Here is a 21244-nt window from a genome sequence, read left to right on the forward strand (position 1 = left end):
GAAGGAGACGGCGATCTCAGTGTCGCATCATCGATGATTGATATATTAGGCTTGCCCGTCGACCAGACGTAAACAGAATACAGGCGAGATCATCCCGTTCGGCGATGGCACAACAGAGGAGGTCTTCACCCGGAGCGAGTGCCGCCTCTATACCTACGAATTGAGGAGCTGCTTTGCTGCTCTCCTGTAATAGGCGGAGCGACTTTGGCCGGTCTCGGCCGATCAACGGAGCGCAGTGGCTCTGCTCGATAATAAATGATATGCGGGAAGCCGGCAGCGATGGATCGAGTGGTAGATACGTTGATCCAGCCATCAAAATTGCGATGACCGCCGCCGCCCAGTCGAGGTCCCGTCCTCCAAATAGGCCACGACCGCGCCGCGAGCACCCTGCTCACGTAAGGTCCTTGCAAGGGCGTCCGATGTTGAGCGTAGCGCCTCATATGTGAGTTCGTCTGCGCCGCGCCTCAGCGCAACTCTCTCCGGAACGGAACCTGCAGACGATTGATCGCCGTGAGCGCGTCAACCGGTGGACGTTCCATAGACTGCTTCTTGACTGATTGATTTTCCGTAGGCACGCGCCTCGCCATTCGTCGCCTCCTTCGGCGCCCAAATCGGAACTCCGGAGCTCGTCCGGGTGTGCATGGGCAGCCAGCCTGATTCCGCTCGTCGTAAGGTTTTGTCCGTGTGACCTTCTCGGTGTTCGCTTCTGGCTCGATGATCGGCATAGGAACAGGAGGACGCTAGGATCCCGCGCCCACTTTGGCACCTACCTACTCTTGTAGAGGACCTGCTATCGTCTGCATGGTACCCGCAATCAACGCGCGTACACGCTCGTTACAGCTTGTGATTAGCGCAATGTCCGATTTCTCGGCACCTGAGCCTGCACCACCACCCCATCGGAGCGGTCGGCAATGGGCCACAGCAGCTGCTCTTCATTTGTGAATTACCGCACAGGTTTTTGTCAGCTTCTGGAAAGCTAGCGTGGGTACAGAGCCGCTAGGGTTAGCGAGGCGTGGTAGAGACAGCGCCACTACCAGAATGGGACAGCGCCGAGTCACGTTCCTGCTAACCCTCAATCTGCAGCGCAGGTGCGGCAGGGACAGCGCCGATCCAGTCCCAAAATCGACCGGCGCCGAGTCGCGCCCGCGCTGCTTCCGGTGTCGGAGAACGACCCTGTTAGCCGCATCACGCTTTTTCAGCCTCGGAACCCGGGGCGCTTGCGCCGAGGTAGATTCGCGATGTTAAGCTTTGACGGCGCGTGGTCTTTCAAGCGATCGCTTCCATGCCTCTTGTCTTACCCGGCCAACATTCTTGGGCTCTGTCATAAGCGGCAGCGTGTAAGCGCTTTTTCATGCAGCGGAGGGGCTTAGTACATCTCCAATTTCTCCGCGAAGGTAGCAGCCAGCTGCAAAGTAGCAGACAATCCAACCAATTCAGGTAGGTGATTGGCAGTCGTACGAAGCCTACAACTTCGCGGCACCCTAGAGGGGCGAGGTGTGATACCGAATGGGGAAGGCTGGTGCTAAGGTTAGCGGCGCGTTCCAGAGATTGAGCGCCGAGTCACGTCGCCGTTGACACTTGACGTCGCTGGCAGCGTAGGGACAGCGCCCTTGAAGACTTGCGCACTCGTACAGGCAGGTGCCCTGCGGTACCTTTCGGCAATACACTTAGCATCGCGAGGGGCTTGGCGCTCACGGAAGCAAAGGTGGCCAGCGACCCAGAGGCTTGCGGCATCGGCCACGAACAGCGCGTTCAGGGTTTCACTACCCGATCGCCGTGCCACCCGCTAGTTTCGCTAGCATAGCGGCTAGCCGGAGCAGCATCGGATGCTTTCCACAGCGGCAGTCGCGTCTGCACTGCTCTCGGTGTTCTGCACCACCCTCGCCGTTCTTGGTCTCCGCTGGGCAACATCGAAATCTCTCAGCTGAATGGCCTAAGGAGTATGCTGGCCCGCGGCGCTCGAATTAGCCGGACAAGGGCCAAGCCGAAACCTCTCAGCTAATCTCAACCGCGCGCCGAATCTCAATTGGCTCGTCCTCGCACATCCTGACTAACGATACGCGTGGCCATCTGTTCGACTTCACAATGGCGGATCCAATTCGCGACGTCTCGCCGCTTGCCTTCGCGCTAACGCCTGCGCGTCTCAAGTCGGCTTGCGAGACTTTGCTCTCTGGACGCCACTCTTGGGCAGTCAATGGCCACTGCCAAGGGAGGTTACGACCTGCCGTACCGCCTGCGATTTGAACTGGCCGTTATACTTGATAACCCGACCGGCTCGCGTTCCTTGAGCCTCAGCTGAGAGAGTTCGCCGTCGCGCCTCTTGAGCGGATGGGATAGCCTAAAATTCCGGATCATGACTGATGGCAGCGTGCGGAACGTCCGCAAAGATGTTGTACTGGTAGACGAAATTCTCTGAGTCCAGAGAATGAACGAGATTAGGGTCCCGGAAACCCGCCGTCTGCGCTGATCTAGGGATGAAGAACACTATAAAGATGGCTGAACAATTGTCGCTGCGATCGCGATAACCAGCGCCGGCTCATATCATCGGAGCTGCAATTCCATTTCGATGAATGGAGGAACATCGCCTGTCTCAGTCAGTTATGTTTGCCTGCAGGCCTCTAATGCGAATTGGGTAGCGGAATCGAACCGCTACCAAGGCAGCAGCAGTTCGGGTGAGCTTCGGCCAGCGCCCGCGAAATCCTGCGCTGCCGCGAATTGCAAGACGGTCGACATACCAACGCATGTGCGGGCCGCTCCGTAGCGTCCGGAAAAGCGATCCGGTGGCACGCATACCCTCCAACCGAGAGATGTTTTTAGGCGGGTTATAGCCAGTGGTTTGATGACCGTCGAAATGGCTGCTTTTGCGCATGAGAGCTCGTGCGCTTGTGGCTTACAATGTGCGCCGGATCCGCGTCCAGCGCGGTATTCCGCAGGAGCAATTGGCTTACGACGCAGGAGTTGATCGCTCCTACATGAGTGGACTTGAGCGCCAAGAAGCGAACCCGACAGTCGATCTTCTTGATCGCCTTGCCGAGACGCTCGGCGTAGCTGTCTCCGAACTGTTTGTTCGGCCATCTAAGGGCGCCCCGCCACCTGCAACCTTACCTAAAGGCCGCAAGCCGAAGCCCACACGCGGCAAAAGGACTTCAGTCTGACAAACACTATCTGAGACACCGATGTCGTGCGCTGCCGGCGGAGGTATCGCGCTCACAAGAGGATTTTATGCGTTTCGGACGCTGATACGCAGCGATCGGGCTATGGGCATCGAATATTGTGATGGGCTTTGATTCTGGCGCCGGAGCAGACAATGGCGGCTCGAGACGATGAAGTTCCTCTAAATGCCATCCGCGCGTTTGTGACGGTCGCTCGCGAAGGCAGCGTCACGCGCGCGGCCACCACTTTGGGGACAACGCAAAGTTCGGTCAGCCGGTATTTGGCCGTACTGCGGGATTATCTGGGTGCTGATCTCATCGAGCGGCGTGGACGGCGCAGCGATTTAACCGAGTTCGGAAGGCTATTCGCAAACGCAGTATCTGAACCGCTCGAAACCGTCAGCTTCACCGCGAAGAGAATGCGGCGCCGTGCAGGCGCAGGAACGAACCGGATTGTGGTTCGCACGTCACTGTCGACCTTTTCTTTCTCTATCCTTATTCCAAATCTGCAGGCTTTCTCGTCTGAAGCGGGTGGCGTTATCGTAGACATCATCAGCTCGCTGGCGCACCCGACATCTTCGGATGATTTCGATATTTTGATTACGCGGGATCTTTCCGTCATCGAACCCGCCGACAGTTGGGAGATCTACAAAGAGGAGCTCGTGTGCGTTGGCCCGCCAAATCTGGTCGGAGGCAGAGAGCTCTCGATCGTTCGCTCAACTCCGATAGTGCACGTCACATCCCGTCCCGACATCCTGCCGACATGGCTGAGGGCCATGAATTTGTCTTCGAGCGAGATACGAGTGGGCGCCAGGTATGATCACAACTATCTTGCTCTGCCGGCCGTCATGACGGGAAAATGCCTTCTTGTCGCGCCGGAAATCATCGTAGGAGATCTGGTCAGAGGGGGCGCTTTGCAGATCATCCCTGGCACCCGCACTCCAAGTGGCATGCGATATCGCGCCTATGCCGTAGATCGCAGCGCGCACCCCGAGATCGCGCATTCATTTTGTCGATGGCTGGCTCGTCTTTGCAAGAAGGTAGCACCTGCGCAGGCGGCCTGAGGTCTAACGGTCCCTCAATCCGCGGCAGGGGGAGATCAATTTCAAGTCCAGAGCACTCAGGTGAAGAAAACTATTCGAGCACCGTCTTCAAAGCCTACGAACATGGCGCCGCTCTGGTGCAGCAATCAAGGCGCCAGCAATGAGATATCGGGACGCGAAGACTTTATCCTATCCACCATCGTGCCAGTCAGCAGAAGAATTGGCTGGCCGCACGGAATTTAAGGCCATTTATGGCGCCGCAACCCACTATTTGTCGTCCATGCCCCTGCGTTTGGCGAGCAATGCTCGCCAGCGTAGGCGAATGAGCCGCTGCCCCAGCTTAACAAGGCGAATGGTTCGGCTGCGCAAATCGTCTGTTTTCCAGGCGCGCTCGGCAATACGATGGCTTCTAAACAGGCCTTGCGCGATTTGGCGATAGCTATTTCCTTGCTGCCATCCGTCCACTGCGCGCAACGCCAGGATCAGCCGACGCCGCTTCAAAGCGGGCAAAGCAAGTGGGGCATCTCCGAGCGCCCGACGCTGAAGGGCAAGCCAAAATCCACGTGCGGCCCGAAGGCGAAGCTCGAAATCGGCATCGAGTGGCAGATCAACGGCGACCGCATATCCGCTCCGCGGAAGCTCTCTCAGCCAAAGGCGATGCTTCGTGCCCCCGAGCGGCACGATCGCATGCCATCCATCCGGAGCACGGCGAAGCTCGCCGCCGGGCAGATTGTTCAAATCGAGCTGATACGTTTTGGGCGCATTGCGGCCAGCCGCCCGCACAGCCAGTACGGTCGGCAGCACCTCAGGTGCCCAAAAGACGGCTTGCTTGTCGAAAGTGGTTTGCGGATCAGCAGGAAAACGAGAGCCCCCACTTGCGTCGGAACTCGCCCGCCGCCGCACTTGAACGTTGGCGGCGAGATAACCGCTTATAGTCCTCTTGGTAGTCGTGATCCCGGCGCAGCCACTCCCAGGCCAGGTCGGCAGCATCTGCCGTCTTGAGCCCGCTGTATGCTTCCTCAGATCTCCAGTCAGTATCCGGCATAGCACCTTTCCCGCACAATATTCAGACGCGGCAAAATGCAGCCGATGATTGTGGCGCTTTCCGGCTGCTTGCTTACCGTGTGCGCGTCTTCCACGCAACTAATCGATGGAACAATCAACTTTTGCGATTGCGAGGATTGCGACGACCTCGACATGCGGGCTGATCATTTTCTTGGCCAACCGCTACGTAGCAGATCACGATAGCCCTTGCCTGCTAGCCACTTGGCGCGCGTCAGATGACTTTCGAAGGTGCGTCGGGCTCGATCCGGTTCAACGGTCGGGTCAAGCCCAAGCACGATGCGCGCGATTTCACGCCAATCTGCCTCGTCAGCGTCGGCATCAAGAAGTCGCATGTAGGCAACGGCATGCTCCTTGTCATAGGACGTGAGCTCGTCGAGGCTGGGCGCCAATTCTGCGATCTTCGGCTCGGCCGGCACTGCTTAAAACTCCTACCCAGCTGAAAAATCTACCGAAATCAGAGCGAGGATAACTAATTTCAGGTCATTTTGGTACCTACCCAATGGTCGCACGCCAATCTCCTTTTCGCGCCAAGACGCAAGCGCATATCGGCTCACATTGGCCTGTTGCCTTCATGCTGCGCTTTCTCTTTTCATCGCAGTCCACACTGGAAGCGATTACACATGCGCTTCGTAACTAGGTTGTCCCTGCTATTTCTAGTGGAAGGTCATGGTGCTTCGTGGTGACGACCCCTCAGACCTGCGAAAGGCAATCACCAGAACCTCCCAGCTGAAGAAAATTCGTTTCCCTTTCGAGCTCTAATTGAACATTCGTCCTATCCAGTCGCGGCGCGCCGAAAACAGCGCAGGTACTTCCAAGCGCGGTGCCCTCTCTGCTGCTAGTCGCCAGCTATTGCCCGCGCCAGAGCGCTTGCGATGGACGACGAAAAGACGCGGCGCGCTACCCGCGTCAGCACCTCACCATTGCCTGATTTCTCGAATCAATTGGGGAGGACAGCCACTGCTGGGTCCCAGCTTATTGTAATAGTCTGGCTATAACCAGTGGTTTAATAATCATCGGAATGGCTGCCTCTGCGCATGAACGCTCGTGCGCTTGTGGCCTGGAATGTGCGCCGGATCCGCGTAGAGCGGGGCATTCCGCAAGACCGATTGGCCTATGATGCAGGGATCGACCGCTCATACATGGGGCGCATTGAGCAGAAGAAAGAGAACCCGACTATCGATCTCTTGGAACGCATCGCCACGACTTTGGGTATTCACTTGTCGGAATTATTCACACAGCCAGCTAAAGGCGCAATGCCGCCCAAGCCGATGTCCAGAGGGCGCAAGCCGGCACGGCTTGGCCGAAACAAGACGTAATTGTTGAGCGAGCCACGTCGCTAAGGGTCGGGCGGAATCGAGCCGGAGCGGCCCACGTGCTTCATCAATCTACAGCCGATGCTTCCGATCTCCTCCTCCAGCCGATGTACTGCCAGCAGGGTTCCGTTTGGCGCTCCCTGGGAGCGGCCTGCTATAATGCCACGCATCTTCGAACTGAGGGCCTGCGCTGCTCGCGTAATCCTGCCGACGGTGGCTTGAAACCGAAGTTTTCGAAGAGTCCCGTTAGAGCTTTGATCGGTTTGCCGGCTAGGCCTTAGGTGATCGCAATGGCCCAATTGAAAGACTTCTGCAAGGCGTGGAGGGCCTTGCTACCTTGGTGCGTAAGAGCATGGGAGCAGATTCGCCCTAAAAGCTGTCGGGCGAAGGATTAAGCTGATGTACGGCTCGACCATGAGACCTTTCCGCTGGCCCGAGATCGGGGAGTTGCGATGCGCTTGCAGGGGCGCAATTTAGGGCCTCCTGGAAGGCTCGATTGAGGGCTTGTTCTTCACACCTAAGACGCCGGCGCGATCGCCACGGGATGGTTTCTGCCGGGGCGGCGCGATGTGAATCACGGACATCGGGCGCCTCGCCAGTTGGCGAATATGTCTGAATTGGGTGTGAGCAACCTCGGGCCTGACAATTCCGGAGACGATGAAAGGGAGCTGCTCGCGGAGCTAGAGCCAACGGCATCAGATCATCAAAATGCAGCGTCATCGGTTTGACCGGCGGAGCATGCCTGAGATTACTGCAGTTAGGGCTGGAAACAGGTGGCAGCTGCGCCCGTTAGCCGTCCTCGCACACAAGACGGGCGGCTCCGTGACATTGCAGGACCGCAACTTGGACTTGGGTCTCCGGGCGTCTCACATGATCCGGGAGATGTGGACAATGTCAGGCCGCCTTTGCCGCCCTCGATTTTGAGCTCTTCACGCGCGGTACGCGGGCGTCAATCGCAAGCTGGTCCATTGTCCAGTAAGGACTGCTGGATTTGCTGACGGGGTACGGCTCAGTCGCGCGATTGTCCCACATGACGACGTCGTCTGATTTCCATTTCCAGTACAGGGTATTCCGGGGCGCGATGAGATAGGAGTGCAGCCGTTCAAACAGTTTTTGGCTGGGATAGCGCTGCAGGCCGACGAAGTTCTGTATGGAACGACCGAGCGAGAGCATACGATCGCCAGTCTCGGGATGAACACGAACAATCGGATATGCCGTTTCGTATATCGTTCCGGTGGATACGCCGCACCAAGGCCACTTGTTGGCTTCGGTGGTTCTCTCTGTCGCAGTGAGATCAGATACCCCGAAGCTCACCGCCCAGAGATTATCTGCGAGCATCCGCAGAGGATAGGGAAGATCAAGATATGCGGCTGCCCTGCTCGACCAAGCAATGTCGCCGCCAGAAGGCGGGACCGCTGCGAGCCGCAGCACCGAGATGGCTGTGCGGACGCGCTCATCGTTCATCTGATTGAGATGACTCCAGGCGCGGTCAGGCAGCTTCTGCGGGATCGCTAAACCGCCCATCGTCTCCGCCATTGTCAAATTCCGTGCCAACGAGCCGAGTCGCAGAACAAAACGCTGTTGTTGGGCATCGTCGAGATGCCCCTGATCACGGAAGAAGATGACCTTTTGCTCTAGCAGCAGCTGGCGGAACGCTACGATGACATCGTCAGGCAACTCGTCAGACAGCGTGATGTTCTTGATTTCGGCACCAAGCCGATCCCCGTGCTTGACGATGTTTGCCCGCGGAATAACGCTATCAATAGCCATAGTTCCACTCATGACGGTGCCTCTCTCTGCTGTCTAAACGCGCTCCGCGTCGGTGGTTGGCGACAAACCGGAAAGACAAATCTTGATAATAGCATCCGAATTGTCTGAGCGTGCTCACTACTGTTCAATCAAACGGCCGACCCCTGACACACACCACCATTATTTTAGATTCCAACGTTCCTCTGCGTGTCGACACGGCCATTGCCGTTCTCAAAGAATACTCGCATAAGGCCACCACATCGATTTGCAGCCTGATCAACAGTGCAGATCATAGATGCAATCCATGTCCAGTCCATGAAACGAAACCAGCTTTCTTTTCGAGCTTGCGCAAGGTTCGCCTTGTCTCAGAACTGATGCTTGGAAGATCCTCGAACAACGGCTGCGTCGTCCCCGTTCAACCCGTGCGACCTCATGCGCAGAAGAGATCGGAACTGGTTCGCTCCATGCGCTCGCGAAGCGGACAAGACCCACCGCCTTGAGGATATCTACCTAACATAGTATATAGCGACCACAGTCACTTCAACGGGTAGTTGATCATTTTTTTGCGATTTGGAGTTGTTCAATGCGCGACTTGTTTGATGAGCTTGATCACTTGCTGCCACGGCTGGCTTGGATCATCGGCCGGAGCGCAAAACGAGAACGATGCAACTTCCGAGACAGCTTAACCACGGACTGAATCCCTCAATTTTCGAAACTTGTACTCGGCAGCAATTCAGGCTGTTGCGGCGATGACCTTGGTTTGGTCCGCCTGAAAACTTAAATGCTCCTTACGGACTGCATGTTGTTTGGCTTCGTGGCAGTTGAGCCCACACAACGGAAACAGAACGACGAAGAGACAGTAACTCGTCTCTGCGCTTTCAGATCTCGCAAATTTCGGATGGCTATTTTGCCCTGCCATGAGCGCGCGACACGGAATGCCACGCCGGACTACAGATCGTAAGCCGGGGTCTATTCCTTATCGGTCTGACTGTTGCAACAAATCAAAGCCGCCGATTCAGCATACTCGCCCGAGATCCTCTTTGGCCTGTGACTACCGATCTGGCCCGGCTCAACGCTGCCGGTTTCAGCGCGCGGGTCTAAACAAGCAGCCAATCGCCGTGCTGTCGGCCACCCCAATCTGCTTGGCGGCCCGATTGCGGGACAACAGTCCTCAATCGCGGCTACGACATCCTTTCGAAAATCCAGAGAATATGGCCTGCTCATCCATGCCCGCTTCCTATCTGGCCAGCATGGTGAATCGGAACGCGCTGATTGGAGATCCAAAACCGCTTCAGACTAGCTCCATCCCGCTTTAGGTGATCGCCGGCTCCAGACTGCAATCCGTCGCACGAACAGAAGCTGTTCCACGAGCGCCCCGGCCAATTCCATATGGACGTATGATCTCAGTGTGCGCTACATCACATGATAGTCGTTGCGGCAACGCTGCTGATCATTCCCGTGTTCTCCGCGCTACGCTATGTGTAAGCCGCCGCCGCTCACTCCTGCCGCATCATGGTCGGTGTCAAAGCGGCTTGAGCAAACTTCTTCAGCGGCATCGGCTTGCCGAACAGATAGCCCTGGACGAGGTCAAAACCGAGCTCGCTCACGGTCGCCAGATCAGCCCCGCTCTCGACGCCTTCCGCGACGGCGCGGGCGCCGTAGCCCTGTGCGAGCTCGACGATGTGACGGCACACCGTGCGTTTTAGCCTGTCACGGCCGCAGCCGGCCACGAATTGCCGGTCGGCTTTCAGCTTGATGAAGGGACTCCTGTCCAGTCCCATCAGCTCCGGCCAATTGGCGCCGAGATTGTCGATCGACAGACCGATATTGTGAAAGCTCATCTCGCGAGCGATCTCGGCTAGAAACTCGAGATCATTGATCGCCTCATTGCTGGCGATCTCAATCGTCAGCCCGCCAAAGGCCGGATGCATCGGCATCCGGCGGCAGAGGTCGCGGACGGCCTGCGGCTTTCTCAGATACGGTGCCGGCAGGTTGATCGATAGATCGACCGCGGTCTGCCGTTCCAAGAGATAATGCCAGTCCTGCAGGGCGCGCTCGATCACGAACTCGGACAATTCGCAGAAAAATGGGTCATGCCCCTCCGGAATGAAATACGCTGGCGGGACCACGCCCCAGGTCGGGTGTCGCATGCGCACCTTCGCCTCGGCACCACGGCGAACCAGCGAGCGGGTGTCAACTTTCGACTGATACCACAGCTCGAGCCACCCCCCATGTAGCGCCTCGCCGACATGCACCGCCGGGCTCGGGGCCGGCTCCTCGGGCAGCAGCATCGTAACGCGCTCGCGGAGTGTGTCGGCCGCAAAGGGCGTCGTGAGCGGCGGCAACATTCCAAGCCCATATTCTCCGCCGACCTGCTGCACCGCCTTCACGACAATCGAATTTCGCGCGCCGACAGCGAGAACCTTGCCCTGGAATCCCATGCGTACGAGAACCTCCAGGAATTGGCCAGGCTCGACGCGATCGGCGGCAATGCCAAGCAGAATCAGGTCCGGCAGATCGGCGGCGAGTATAGCTCGCAGCTCGCTCGCACTACTGCATCCGCTGGTGACGAAGCCGAGATCCTCTAGCACCTCGCTCATGAAAGCGCGCAGATGGCGCTTGCTGTCCACCACGCATACGCGCGGCGTCATCTTGCGCCGCCCGAACGTCTTCAGCCTCGGTCCCGCAATCTCACCAATCACATTGTCCATCGCAAACCACTCCCCGTTTCGCGGCGGTGTGTTAACGGCGGGCCCGGCTAAAATATGGAGAGGTTCAGCACGATTGTTGAATAGTCCAGGTAAGCTTAAAGCAGCCTTCATTCGTAGAATCGTCGAGACCGGCTTTGCAAAATGTTTACGTTTGTCCCATCCGGCGCCATCGCACGCACTCATCGGCCTTGAATTTTCAAGCTAGCCGTTGGTCAACCTCTGTCCTCGATTGTGAGGTTGCCCCTCGCACAGCAGCCAGGGCGGCAGCGGCAGCGCGGCCGCCTGCCCGATAGCACCTTTACAACCGATGGCGGAAAGGGGCCGCACTCCGCTTTGTCTTTCTGTTCGCCAAAATGGAAAGGGCGTAAGCATCGCGCTCTTACCTCGCGAACACTTGCCGGAACAGATCCACCACGAACTTACGCTTCGTCTTACGGGCATCTTGAAAAACCAGCTGAACAGGCGCATGCACACGACAAGCCTGATGATCCATCCGAAACTCCTAGTGTGAGTGAAACGGTTTGTCGTTGGCCTTACTTACTTCCCTCGATCCGGCTGCTTCGATGAGCTTGGCGCTTTGCGGTCCAGGTGTGCCATTCAGACCGCCTGCCGGATCGCTTGTTGGCGGCTCACGGCGCGCCCCATCGAGGCCTGGATCGATTGGCCCGAATGGCGCAATTTGCTCGGAAAGCCGAGTAAGAAATCGCAGGACCCGGCGGACCAAACGCGCGATCGCGTCGCGGACCCCGGCGGCGGCATGTTTAGCGTTTGTCAGCATCCTCACAATTGCGCCGTCTCTTACAATCTTCACGGTGCGCCGTGTTGGCGTCATTGGGGAATGATGTCACTGCTGTCGCAAAGCCTCGCTCGCCTTCGGATCTTTCAGCAAGTTGCATGCCGGTCACAAAAATGAGCTCCAGAATGCCCTTTGGAGAACCTGCCTAGAGCCGGCTTGTTGAAGCCCGCAAGCTAGATTGGCGAGCGGATATTCACGCGTCCGCTCTGCCGAGGGCACTAGCCACACTCAGGTCGGGCTATTCGCAGCCGACATTCTCGCTTTTGGCCATGCGCTCTGATAGGCTCCGCCGCGCCGGATACGACCGAATTGGCGCTGACAACCGCGCCGCCTCACCACGATGTCCGCTGCTTCGGCTACTCACTGCGATGTGGTGGATAACAGGTGGGATGTCCCCGTCGCAGCCAACCGGCGACGGGGTGCCGCACACTGCACCGGCCGGTGCGGCATTTTGGTACTTGTTAAGAACATCGCCAACATTTGGGCGTGCGCTGAAGAAGCATGACCAGTTTCGCGGTGACCGCGCGAAGATGCGACGAACGGTCGGTAGCGGGCTGTGCGAGACTGATCCGTGAGCTCTTTTTGGTACTTGATTTTGCGCGGCTCTGATGAAGTTTGGTGTGTCGCTGCTTCGCAACAGCAATCGCGGACAGTCATTCGGGGCAACGAAAACCAAATGATGCTGCCGCCGGCGGCCTGCCGTCATGCGATCAGAATTTGGTCGAATGGGCCGAGCGCTTATCGAGTGTCCCAAGGCTTTATGAGGGATGCGTTGCCGTCGACCGACGGTGTCGGCGCCTCTACCGCCGACATTCCGCCGAGCCGGGCCGCCTCCTCAACCTGCGTGCGCTTCTGCAGGTTCGTCCCTGCGCTGCCAAGGGCAATCGGTCTCTCGCGCCAGGGCGTGGTCGATCATCGTGAGCCCGTCGTAAGCACGTTAAGCGGGGCCAGAGCTGCTTTCCTGCAACCTTGGACTAACCTGGCCCGAGCTGGGCCTCGAAGCATTGGTGCACGACCTGCAGCTTTGACATTAAAAAACCTGTTCATTCCCCATATCTCCACCCAAGGTAATCAGTTCTTACAACATTTAGTGGCAGAATAGGGAGGTCAAGGCAACGATTCGCCTTTCACCCTTCATTTGTACTGCGTCCAACACTTGCGGGACAATTGAGCCCAGGGGGACGGATGGACAGGGATACCAAGGCAATCCTGCGGGCTGCGCAGAGAGTGGGGGCCAGGGAAGTTACGCCGCAGGTCGCAGCCGAGTTCGCACGTGTGCTGCGCGAATCTCTTGGCCTGAAGGAAGATGGTCACCTACGCCTTAGAGACGACCTTCCAGATGGTGATCGCGTAGTTGGCAGCAGAGAGAGCAATGGAAAGGTATATAAGCCCATAGCAGAATATTTGGGCCTGCCGAAACTGCGTTAGTCGGCCCGTCGCACTCGACTGTTTCAATATCGATCCATACTCCCTTGCGACGATCTCAATCACGCGAGCGCCGATGTAAGTATCCTTCACATGGCGCAGAATTGCCTCTCTATCTCCTTGGACGAGATCTAAGGAGCCAATCTTCCTAAGCAAACTGCCGTACTCTGCTGCATCTATTTCGGTTTCCGCACGGATACGCGATTCCAAAGCTGCCTTGATCCGGGACGTAAAGTCAGTCTCTTGCAGATAAAGCTGAGCATAATCCGGGCTGCCCACGCCCGGCCCCCAGGTCAGGTAGATTCGGGCGGCTGCGAAATAGCAAAGGCCGCAGAGGAACATCAGCATCCACTGATGTGGAAACCTCAAATCGAAGCCCCAACTCTGAACGACACCAATGAACCAAGTGATGAACGTGGCACCGTAGACGTACACGAAGAGCGTTCGCGAGCCGATCGTGTCGAGCATACGTCGAATGAAAAACCAATCGTTCGGAAATGCGTTCATTTACGGCTGATGACCGTGACAACCTTTTTCACGGTTCCCTGTTCACCGTTAAGATCCAGCGCACGGATCATCGGCCCGAGCTTTTTGGGGAGATATTTCTTGATGTACTCCTTCGCGCGGGCCTTGCGCGCGTTATAAGTTATATTGCTGAAGAACCTATCGAGAATACCGTCCAGCTCCCGCTCGATATGCTCCATGATTGCCCGAGAACTAGCCATGCTGCGAGCATCACTTGCCGTGTAAACCAAGGTCGTGCCGGACGATAACGAGATAGATACCTCGAACTCAATCGATGAAGGATCCCTGCCGAGTGCGAGCATCATTTTTCGCAGCCCCTCGTCGAATGTGCCTTTGATCAGAATCGTTGATTCGTCTCGCGACATGACCTGCATGGCAGGAACATGACTTCGGCAGCGCTCAACAAGCCTCGAATCCGACTCGAGTTCGTCCTTAATCCTTTCCAGGACTTCGAGAAGGTTGTCTTCTGACGTGCCAACGGGCACGACGTCAGTAAACGGCATGATTTGCCTCAATAATTCTGATTGTTAGATGTTGAGAGATTTACAAGACCGGTGTGCGCAACAGCCGAACTCTAGTCTGCGGCCTGCGGATTTTCCGGTTTGTGGTGGCCATAATGACGCGTGTAGCAAAGCATCGCCCCTGAGCTTATCAGCCCGCCCGAAAGAAAAGGATAGCCCATACCAACCTGGCGAATGTGGACTTACAACATGACAACAAGTACGTCTGCGGTGCGACGTTAAGGTTCAGATTGCACCACACTAGGGATATCGCGCTGCCGTACCAGGCCGACCTCTATGACCTCATAAATTGTATCGGAGTAATTGAGTTTAACTGGCACACTAGCGCAGTTCATCGGCATATTTTCGTCGACTTATCGCGATGGCTTGACCAATTCCGGCGCCTCTCTGCCCGGAGGCGAAGTAATACGGCCTACAAAGAAACTCGCTCATTCGAGATGAGCCATCTCGTCACTGATTTGTGCCAATACGAAACTCAACAACGCTGCGAGTTGCACGCACTTCCATGGCACCCCGCTACAACTTCAGCGAACTACCTCGTGAGGTACGCACGAATAAATGGCGCAGCCGGCACACTTTAAAAAAGGCCGCTGCCGGATTTCTCCAACAGCGGGCTAAGTCTAGGGAGGAAGCAGACGACCGGCCTGCCAGCGGAGCGGAAGAACTAAACAGAATCTCGTCATCGCCCCTTTTGATACTGCCGACTCATTTCCGATCGCGTCTGGAGAATGAATCGCGTTCGCGGACTAGAACATGGTTAGAGCCATGGGATGAAGTCTTTGCTTCTAGTCGCCATTGTTCCAGACGATCTCGCCTGGGTCACGGGCTTGAGGCGAGCATCGGGGTAAGCTTGGGTAAGTCGGACGAGCGACCTCAGCGATCAGAGCCAATTTCGTAAGATCCGCCGCCTACGCGGCAGAGGTTTCAGCCTCGAGGTGGGACTTTCGGCTTTGCCGACCGGCGGATACACATTTTGGATTCCGCACCCAGAACTGAGAGCACTTTGCGGTCATCGTGCGTTTCTCGCCCTCAATGGCACAACAATGGGATCACAAGGCTCACCAAAAGAATTGGCCGTCGTGATCCGCCAAACCAGCCATGGAGAAGCCGGACACCCACCCGTTTCAAAATACGTGTTGCTGTCGCTGGGCGACGATGCAACGCTGCCTGGCCGCCGGGGAAGGATTTCTCAACGAGAAAGAGAGAGAGAGAGAAAGAGAGAGAGAGAGTGAGAGTGAGTGAGCGACAACGATAGCTCTGACGAGGACAAGCACCAACCATGAGGGACGACAATTGTTTGCCAATTCCGTAAGCGCTTTTCCGAGGCTACATGCCAGAAGCCATCGAACCAGCCGCGATCGGGGCTAAGATCGTCGCGAAACACGCCACGGTCACGGAAGAATTCTGACCTTCGAGGCAGAGTAACAATTGTGGTGCGAAGAGGGTTTACGCCCGTATTTCAAGCGATCACAGGTAGTGGGAAGGCTTGGACGTACTATCCCATGCCCTTCGGTTGGGGCAAAGTCGCCAGAGCGAACCATCAGGGTCTGCGGGACGAATGATGATGCAAGATCTGGCACGAGCTGTCTTTGTGGCAGAGTACGAGGGTAAAGCGCGCCGGTATCGTCCCAACGTCGTCTTTCGAAGATTGCGAAAAGACGTAATTGCCCACAACCAGAACGAGGCCATCCCCTAATCTGACGGAACGCCACGTCTCAAAACTCACCGAATCCGTGTTACGGAAATAGGTGCGAATCTCTTCTGCCCCCGAATGGAGCTCCGGGCTCGTTGTACCGTAGAGCACGGCGCTAGGTGCGTATAAGGCTGCCAGCTTCTCGATGTCGTGAGCGTTGAAGGCTTGCGCCCAGAGCACCAAGAATGCGCGCACGTCAGGCGTCACATCGTTCATATTCAAACAGCCCCCCCCAAATGGAAGACATTCAGGTTGCGCAGCGCGCCGGTTGTTCGCCCGACGTAGTCCACAGACGGTTAAATTCCTTTTCCGAATCGCCAGCTTTTTTGCCGGTCTTCCACCCGAAGAGCCGGCAATGTCGCCGCGGTCATAGCTGCACGCGTCTCTTCCAGATAGTAGCCGCGGCGCGTGGCGAGCTGCGTGTGTCGGAGCGGATGCTGGCCATGCAGAAATGTATCGTCCGATTGTGTGTGCAGGCCGCGCCGAGGTCAGGCATCATCGGTAATTGGAAGAGGAGGCGGATCGTCGCGGCTCTTTATCATCACTCGTCGACCAAGACCAAGTCGCGCGGAGAACATAACACTCGAGAGATTCCCATGCGCGCGGCGGCCTCTCGTTGTTTGGCGCCCTGGCATCAAGCCAGAGAGGCTAACAATGGCGCTCCTTGCCCACATCAGCCATCCAGCTTGAACGAGACACCGAGCATATACAACCTCGAGAGAAGCTAGGACAGCAATCGCATTCCTTCATTTAGGATGCTACGCGATTCTTCGTGCTTGAGGCGGCGAGTATATCCGCCACGGCGCGGTAGCTGAAGACGATCGCAGGACCGATTGTAATCCCTGCTCCGGGGTAGATTCCGCGCATTGGCGATGTCATATCGTTGCCGCAGGCGTAGAGACCCTGGATCGGCCTGCGTTGACCATCGAGAACTTTGCCGCAGCTATCAGTCGCGAGGCCCAACGCAGTGCCCAGCGTTGCCGGAACAATCGGCAGCGCCACGAAGGGGCCCTTTCGGATCCGTCCTAGATTTGGGTTCTTGGTTCCGACCCTTGGATCTCCAAGCGTGCGGTTGAAGGTCGACTCGCCGCGTTTGAAGAGTGGATCGATCCCTATGACGGCATGGGTGTTGTGCTCCTCGATCGTCCTCTCGAGCACGTCGGGGGGGAGCCCGATTTCTCGGGCGAGCTCTGGGATTGTTCGGCCCACCTTGATATATCCAAGCCGAGCGTATTTGCCGATGCTTATCGTCCATGGCCACGGCAACAGATGCCCCATGCCTCTGAGGCGAACGAAATCGGAATCACAGACGAAATAGAACCGCTTGTCTGTGGGGTATCCGTTAGCGAACATCGCCAGGCAGATGTCATGGTAAGAGTTGGACTCATTTACGAACCGGCGCCCGTTCGGCGCGACTGCAATGACGCCGGGACGTCCGCGATCGAGCCAACCATACGGGACCACCCGTGAGGTGCTGCCCGTCTTGAGAATCGATACCGGTGTCCAGAAGCCTGCGGACGCGACATCCTTGTCGACTGCGGCTCCGACCTTCTTTGCAAGCTCAATGCCATCGCCCATGACATCGGGATGAGCCAGCGTATCGTCATGCTGATGTGGTCCGCTCAGCTCCGCTCTCAGCTGTGCGTTGCGGGCGAAGCCACCCGTTGCGAGGATGACGCCATGGGAAGCACGCACGCGTACCTCGGAACCGGCATGTTTCACGATTCCACCTGTGACTCGCCCATCCTCCTTGATGAGTTCAAGAAGAGGAGACGTCGGCCATATTTCGACATCGAGCTTGCGCAAGCTCACCAGCAAGCGTGCGATCAACGCGTTGCCTCCACTGAATTCCGTACCGCGCCTGTAGCTCAGCCGATCGCGTGCGTAGCGGCTCACGCGACGCAAGACGTGCTTGAGGGACGAGATGGATTGAAACGGATTGAGAAAGCTTCGGACTTCACCGGACGAGATCATCATCCCTCCGAGTACAACCCGAATGGGATCTCCGATGAGATCGAAGTCTTTGCCGAGAAGGCGCGCATCATAGGGCGCAGGGCTGAGCGCCCTACCCTTGTCTGCGCCACCGATTTGGCTGGAGTGATAGTCGGGCGCTGGGGCCAGCGTGAACTTGACCTCACTCCCGTGCTCAAGCGAAGCAAGCGCGGTTGGACCGTCCTCTAAATAGGCTTCGATAAAGTCCGGCCGGTAGTGATTGCCAAGCTCATGCTGAAGATAGGTCCGAGCCTTGGCGAGTGAGTCGTCGATTTTCGCGGACCGCGCTTGAACCGAGCAGGGCACCCAGATCATGCCGTTAGAAAGAGCTGTCGTTCCGCCGAGGCGCGGCGATTTTTCGCAGACGATCACCCGTAGTCCAGCTTTCGCCGCATAGAGAGCGGCGGACAGACCGGCCGCACCGCTACCGATCACGAGGAGATCAGTTTCGCGATACTCCGGCGATCTGCCCGCTGGGGGAAGCGCTGTCCTGGTTTCCATGCCTGATTGGCTGATTGGCTTTTTCATCCCGGTTTCTTCTTTATTTGCGATGAACATCAGTTTGCCGGGGCAGAGGAACGGCCTTAAATTCCTCTGCCGCCGTCTTCACTGCACGTTCGATTGGGATCCGTTCGATGGAGGAGGCGCCAACGAAGCCGACACAATCGGTCGACCGATAAACTTCATACGTGTCCTGCGGCTCGGCGATTGCGCCGCCGTGGCAGAGAAGAATGATGTCTGACCGAACCGCCTTGGCTGCCGCGTTGATCTCGTTGATGCTCCTGATCGCCTCCTGGATCGGCTGTCCATCCTCGTGGCCCGCCAGACCGCCGCGGGTAGCGCCGACATGAGGGACAATGCAGTCCGCTCCTCTGCTCGCCATGAGCTTGGCGTCTTCTGGGCTTGCGACGTAGGCGAGCGAGAAGATGTTCTTCTTGCGAGCAGTCGCAATCAACTCAAGCTCGCGCTCGAAGCCGAGCCCGACACGGCCGCGGCGGTCACGCCATTTTTCCCCCATGGTGGAGATGGTCGGGTAGTTGATGACGCCGGAGAAGCCGGCAGCGGAGAACTTGTCTAGAAGGGCATCAAGATCAAGCCGGAGAGGATCCCAGGCTTCAACGCCCCCAATCACAGGCACAGAAGATACGACGTTTCGAATTTCCGCAGCGAGCTCAAGCGTACGGGCATTGGAATCGCCGATGCGACTGGTGGGAAGGCCCATGAGCCGCGACAGACCTGTGCTGTAGACGACCAGCATATCGGCTCCCCCGAGCGCGGCGCATTTGGCGACCAACCCACAGCTGCTGGCCGCGGCAAGGATCGCCTTTCGGTCCGCAACTTGGGCTGCGATCCTCGAAAGAATTTCCGCGCGATCAAATATTTGCACGAGAAAAGCCTCCGAGTCCGAGCTGCTCGACGATCCACGTCACGGCGGTCTCGGCAAATTCACGGTCGTTGATGTGGCAGCTGAGCTCGCGGACTGTGATCTCTGGCCGGACATTGGTCTTGATTGCCTCAAGCCAAGCGTGGTCGGCTTCCGCGTCTCGAAATACGCCACCCTCCCGGTCGTAGTCCGACACACCTTTAGCCGGCCAAAGCACAATGGCAGGCCCCTTAGCCTGCGACAGCCGCTCGGCCGTAAGCGCGCCGATATCAGTGTTCTCGGCCGGCGTCGTACGCATGAGAGTTGTGTAGGGCGTATGGGAGTAGAAGCGCCGGTTTCGGAATCTATCGGGTACGCTGGAGGGCGGACCGAAGTTAACCATGTCAACGGCGCCGGGCGCGATCACTTGCGGGATCTGTTGGTGCGCAGCCGCCTTGAGCCGATCGGGGCCCGCACTGGCCGTGCCTCCCACGAGTTCATCGGCCAACTCCGTCGTAGTCAGGTCGATCACTGCATCAAATTCGCCGGCAGCGATCAGCTGCTCCATCTTCCGGCCACCGGCTCCGTTGGCTGGAAACACGATCGCGTGCAGACCGGCATCGGCAAGTAGGGACACGCACTGATCTGCCGCAGGCGTCGTCACGCCAAAGGCTGTGATCGCAACGATCTTCCGCTCGCGTTTGCTATTGTTGGATTGATAGTGCATGGCGGAGATCGCCCGCCCTGCATTCTCCAGCACTTTTGCCGTGAAGGCATTGACACCAAAGAGATCGACCAGCGTCGGGTACAATATGATGTCGTGATGGGTTGCCAGTTCAGCGAGAAGCGCAGGCCGCGCACTTGTCACCAGCAGCTTTGGAAAGCCGTACGGCAAATCGGAGACGATCTCGCCGAAGGCGGCGCTCCCCTTCCCTCCCGCAACGGCCACAATGGCGTCGATTATGCCATTGCCTCCAAGCTCAGCCACCTTCGCACGGGTCGACGCGGCGATCTGTGTCAGGAGCTCAGCAGGTGAAAGCGAGCGCCTCGCAGAATCGATAGCCTTGCCTCCCGACGATGTGCCGATATCGATCAGGACGGTCTTTCGACCGAATTTTTGGATTATGTCGGATAGAAAAGAGGCCTCGCGACCCTTGGTGTCCAGCGTGGCGACAATCGCCACTGCCGGCGATGCAGAAGCAGGACTTTTGGATAGGTTACCATCCCGGACTGCCTCTTGGTCGTCCGCGCGATGGTGAGACACGATCTTTCTCCCGGACCATTCTAATCTCTCGTGGTCTAGGATGACTGAAAACGGAGCATAAGAACGGAGGCGGGCGGAGTTGGGTAAAGTTGGGTAGATGCATCAGTTGGAGATCACCGAAGGTCTAAGTGCCTTGCCGAGACCACGGCGCGGCGTCTATGCGAGCCGTTCAGGCTCCCCCATGCACCTCACTACTTCTGCGTCGTCATTCTCGAACAATGCGAAGTCGGTGCTGATGAGCGCGAAAATTTGCTCGGTTGGCAGACATCATTGCTTGTCCTTTCCAGACAAGCGAAAAGTCAGCGCGGCCGGAGCAGAGCTTGCGATCGTGCCGATCCGCCGATTGGCAACTCTTGAGCCAACTAACCAATTGAGACTCTTTGCTGAGCACCAGGTTCGTCAGAACAGTGCTCACTATGGCCGTGATCAGCGAATCAATCAGGCATCCGACCTATGGATTGGATACAAGCAGGTTGAGGGGTACCTCGGCTGCTGCCGTAAGATGCCGCAATGGGTTCCGCGGGCACTCTCGCCTTGCTCGGACAGCGCTTGGGCCGGTCCCGAACTGCGAGGCCTTGCGCAGTCAGGTCGCGTAGCGAAAGGCTGGAAGTGGCTCTATCCAGGACTGAGGT

14 protein-coding genes and 1 pseudogene are annotated in these 21244 nt (G+C 57.4%); 3 read left to right on the top strand and 12 right to left on the bottom strand.

Going from position 1 to position 21244, the window contains the following annotated elements; all coding sequences use genetic code 11:
• Positions 1–16: 16 nt before the first annotated feature.
• Positions 17–352 (bottom strand): annotated as a pseudogene (locus XH81_RS38800) (AMP-binding protein); the annotation flags it as partial.
• Positions 353–2867: 2515 nt separating this feature from the next.
• Here XH81_RS38800 and XH81_RS30690 point away from each other — a divergent pair.
• Positions 2868–3155 (top strand): helix-turn-helix domain-containing protein, encoded by a 288-nt coding sequence (locus XH81_RS30690; protein ID WP_271596528.1) that lies wholly within the window; start codon positions 2868–2870, stop codon positions 3153–3155.
• A gap of 152 nt (positions 3156–3307) precedes the next feature.
• The gene (locus tag XH81_RS30695; RefSeq protein ID WP_271596529.1) at positions 3308–4216 is read left to right on the top strand and encodes a LysR family transcriptional regulator; all 909 of its coding nucleotides are present in this window, start codon (positions 3308–3310) and stop codon (positions 4214–4216) included.
• A gap of 246 nt (positions 4217–4462) precedes the next feature.
• On the opposite strand, the gene XH81_RS30700 is transcribed toward XH81_RS30695, so the two are convergent.
• From XH81_RS30700 to XH81_RS30710, 3 genes are all read right to left on the bottom strand, one after another.
• Positions 4463–5098, bottom strand: a complete 636-nt coding sequence (locus XH81_RS30700; protein WP_271596530.1) for a DUF2285 domain-containing protein — start codon at positions 5096–5098, stop codon at positions 4463–4465.
• Positions 5046–5240 carry a transcriptional regulator domain-containing protein gene (locus XH81_RS30705; protein ID WP_271596531.1) on the bottom strand — a complete coding sequence of 65 codons (195 nt, stop codon included), beginning with the start codon at positions 5238–5240 and terminating at the stop codon, positions 5046–5048. Before XH81_RS30705 ends, XH81_RS30700 begins: the two co-directional genes overlap by 53 nt.
• 163 nt (positions 5241–5403) lie before the next feature.
• Positions 5404–5676, bottom strand: a complete 273-nt coding sequence (locus XH81_RS30710) for a DNA -binding domain-containing protein (RefSeq protein ID WP_271596532.1) — start codon at positions 5674–5676, stop codon at positions 5404–5406.
• A 618-nt stretch (positions 5677–6294) separates the two neighbouring features.
• Here XH81_RS30710 and XH81_RS30715 point away from each other — a divergent pair.
• Positions 6295–6576, top strand: a complete 282-nt coding sequence (locus XH81_RS30715; RefSeq protein WP_271519284.1) for a helix-turn-helix domain-containing protein — start codon at positions 6295–6297, stop codon at positions 6574–6576.
• Between the two features lie 891 nt (positions 6577–7467).
• Here the strand turns inward: XH81_RS30715 and XH81_RS30720 are convergent.
• The 8 genes from XH81_RS30720 to XH81_RS30755 form a co-directional block, all read right to left on the bottom strand.
• The gene (locus XH81_RS30720) at positions 7468–8343 is read right to left on the bottom strand and encodes a TauD/TfdA dioxygenase family protein (protein ID WP_271596533.1); all 876 of its coding nucleotides are present in this window, start codon (positions 8341–8343) and stop codon (positions 7468–7470) included.
• A gap of 1475 nt (positions 8344–9818) precedes the next feature.
• Positions 9819–11033 (bottom strand): EAL domain-containing response regulator, encoded by a 1215-nt coding sequence (locus XH81_RS30725; RefSeq protein WP_271596775.1) that lies wholly within the window; start codon positions 11031–11033, stop codon positions 9819–9821.
• Positions 11034–13143: 2110 nt separating this feature from the next.
• Positions 13144–13761, bottom strand: coding sequence for a hypothetical protein (locus XH81_RS30730; protein ID WP_271596534.1), 618 nt, complete (start codon positions 13759–13761; stop codon positions 13144–13146).
• Positions 13758–14282 (bottom strand): hypothetical protein, encoded by a 525-nt coding sequence (locus XH81_RS30735; RefSeq protein ID WP_271596535.1) that lies wholly within the window; start codon positions 14280–14282, stop codon positions 13758–13760. The genes XH81_RS30730 and XH81_RS30735 overlap by 4 nt, the downstream gene beginning before the upstream one ends.
• A gap of 1558 nt (positions 14283–15840) precedes the next feature.
• Positions 15841–16209, bottom strand: a complete 369-nt coding sequence (locus XH81_RS30740; RefSeq protein ID WP_271596536.1) for a nuclear transport factor 2 family protein — start codon at positions 16207–16209, stop codon at positions 15841–15843.
• A gap of 534 nt (positions 16210–16743) precedes the next feature.
• Positions 16744–18543 carry an FAD-dependent oxidoreductase gene (locus XH81_RS30745; RefSeq protein WP_271596537.1) on the bottom strand — a complete coding sequence of 600 codons (1800 nt, stop codon included), beginning with the start codon at positions 18541–18543 and terminating at the stop codon, positions 16744–16746.
• Entirely contained in the window at positions 18527–19372 is an 846-nt protein-coding gene (locus tag XH81_RS30750; RefSeq protein WP_271596538.1) for a phosphoenolpyruvate hydrolase family protein, read from the bottom strand. Before XH81_RS30750 ends, XH81_RS30745 begins: the two co-directional genes overlap by 17 nt.
• Positions 19359–20531, bottom strand: a complete 1173-nt coding sequence (locus XH81_RS30755) for a Tm-1-like ATP-binding domain-containing protein (protein WP_271596539.1) — start codon at positions 20529–20531, stop codon at positions 19359–19361. The genes XH81_RS30750 and XH81_RS30755 overlap by 14 nt, the downstream gene beginning before the upstream one ends.
• Between the last annotated feature and the right edge of the window lie 713 nt (positions 20532–21244).

Origin of the sequence: Bradyrhizobium sp. CCBAU 25360, from assembly GCF_028128695.1 — a bacterium.
In the GTDB taxonomy this organism is placed as follows: Bacteria; Pseudomonadota; Alphaproteobacteria; order Rhizobiales; family Xanthobacteraceae; genus Bradyrhizobium; species Bradyrhizobium ottawaense.

Bases quoted from the DNA above. Each gene is read 5' to 3' on its own strand.
- XH81_RS30690 (WP_271596528.1), top strand. From the start codon at position 2,868: ATGAGAGCTCGTGCGCTTGTGGCTTACAATGTGCGCCGGATCCGCGTC.
- XH81_RS30695 (WP_271596529.1), top strand. From the start codon at position 3,308: ATGGCGGCTCGAGACGATGAAGTTCCTCTAAATGCCATCCGCGCGTTT.
- XH81_RS30705 (WP_271596531.1), bottom strand. From the start codon at position 5,240: ATGCCGGATACTGACTGGAGATCTGAGGAAGCATACAGCGGGCTCAAG.
- XH81_RS30715 (WP_271519284.1), top strand. From the start codon at position 6,295: ATGAACGCTCGTGCGCTTGTGGCCTGGAATGTGCGCCGGATCCGCGTA.
- XH81_RS30720 (WP_271596533.1), bottom strand. From the start codon at position 8,343: ATGGCTATTGATAGCGTTATTCCGCGGGCAAACATCGTCAAGCACGGG.
- XH81_RS30725 (WP_271596775.1), bottom strand. From the start codon at position 11,033: ATGGACAATGTGATTGGTGAGATTGCGGGACCGAGGCTGAAGACGTTC.
- XH81_RS30730 (WP_271596534.1), bottom strand. From the start codon at position 13,761: ATGAACGCATTTCCGAACGATTGGTTTTTCATTCGACGTATGCTCGAC.
- XH81_RS30735 (WP_271596535.1), bottom strand. From the start codon at position 14,282: ATGCCGTTTACTGACGTCGTGCCCGTTGGCACGTCAGAAGACAACCTT.
- XH81_RS30740 (WP_271596536.1), bottom strand. From the start codon at position 16,209: ATGAACGATGTGACGCCTGACGTGCGCGCATTCTTGGTGCTCTGGGCG.
- XH81_RS30745 (WP_271596537.1), bottom strand. From the start codon at position 18,543: ATGTTCATCGCAAATAAAGAAGAAACCGGGATGAAAAAGCCAATCAGC.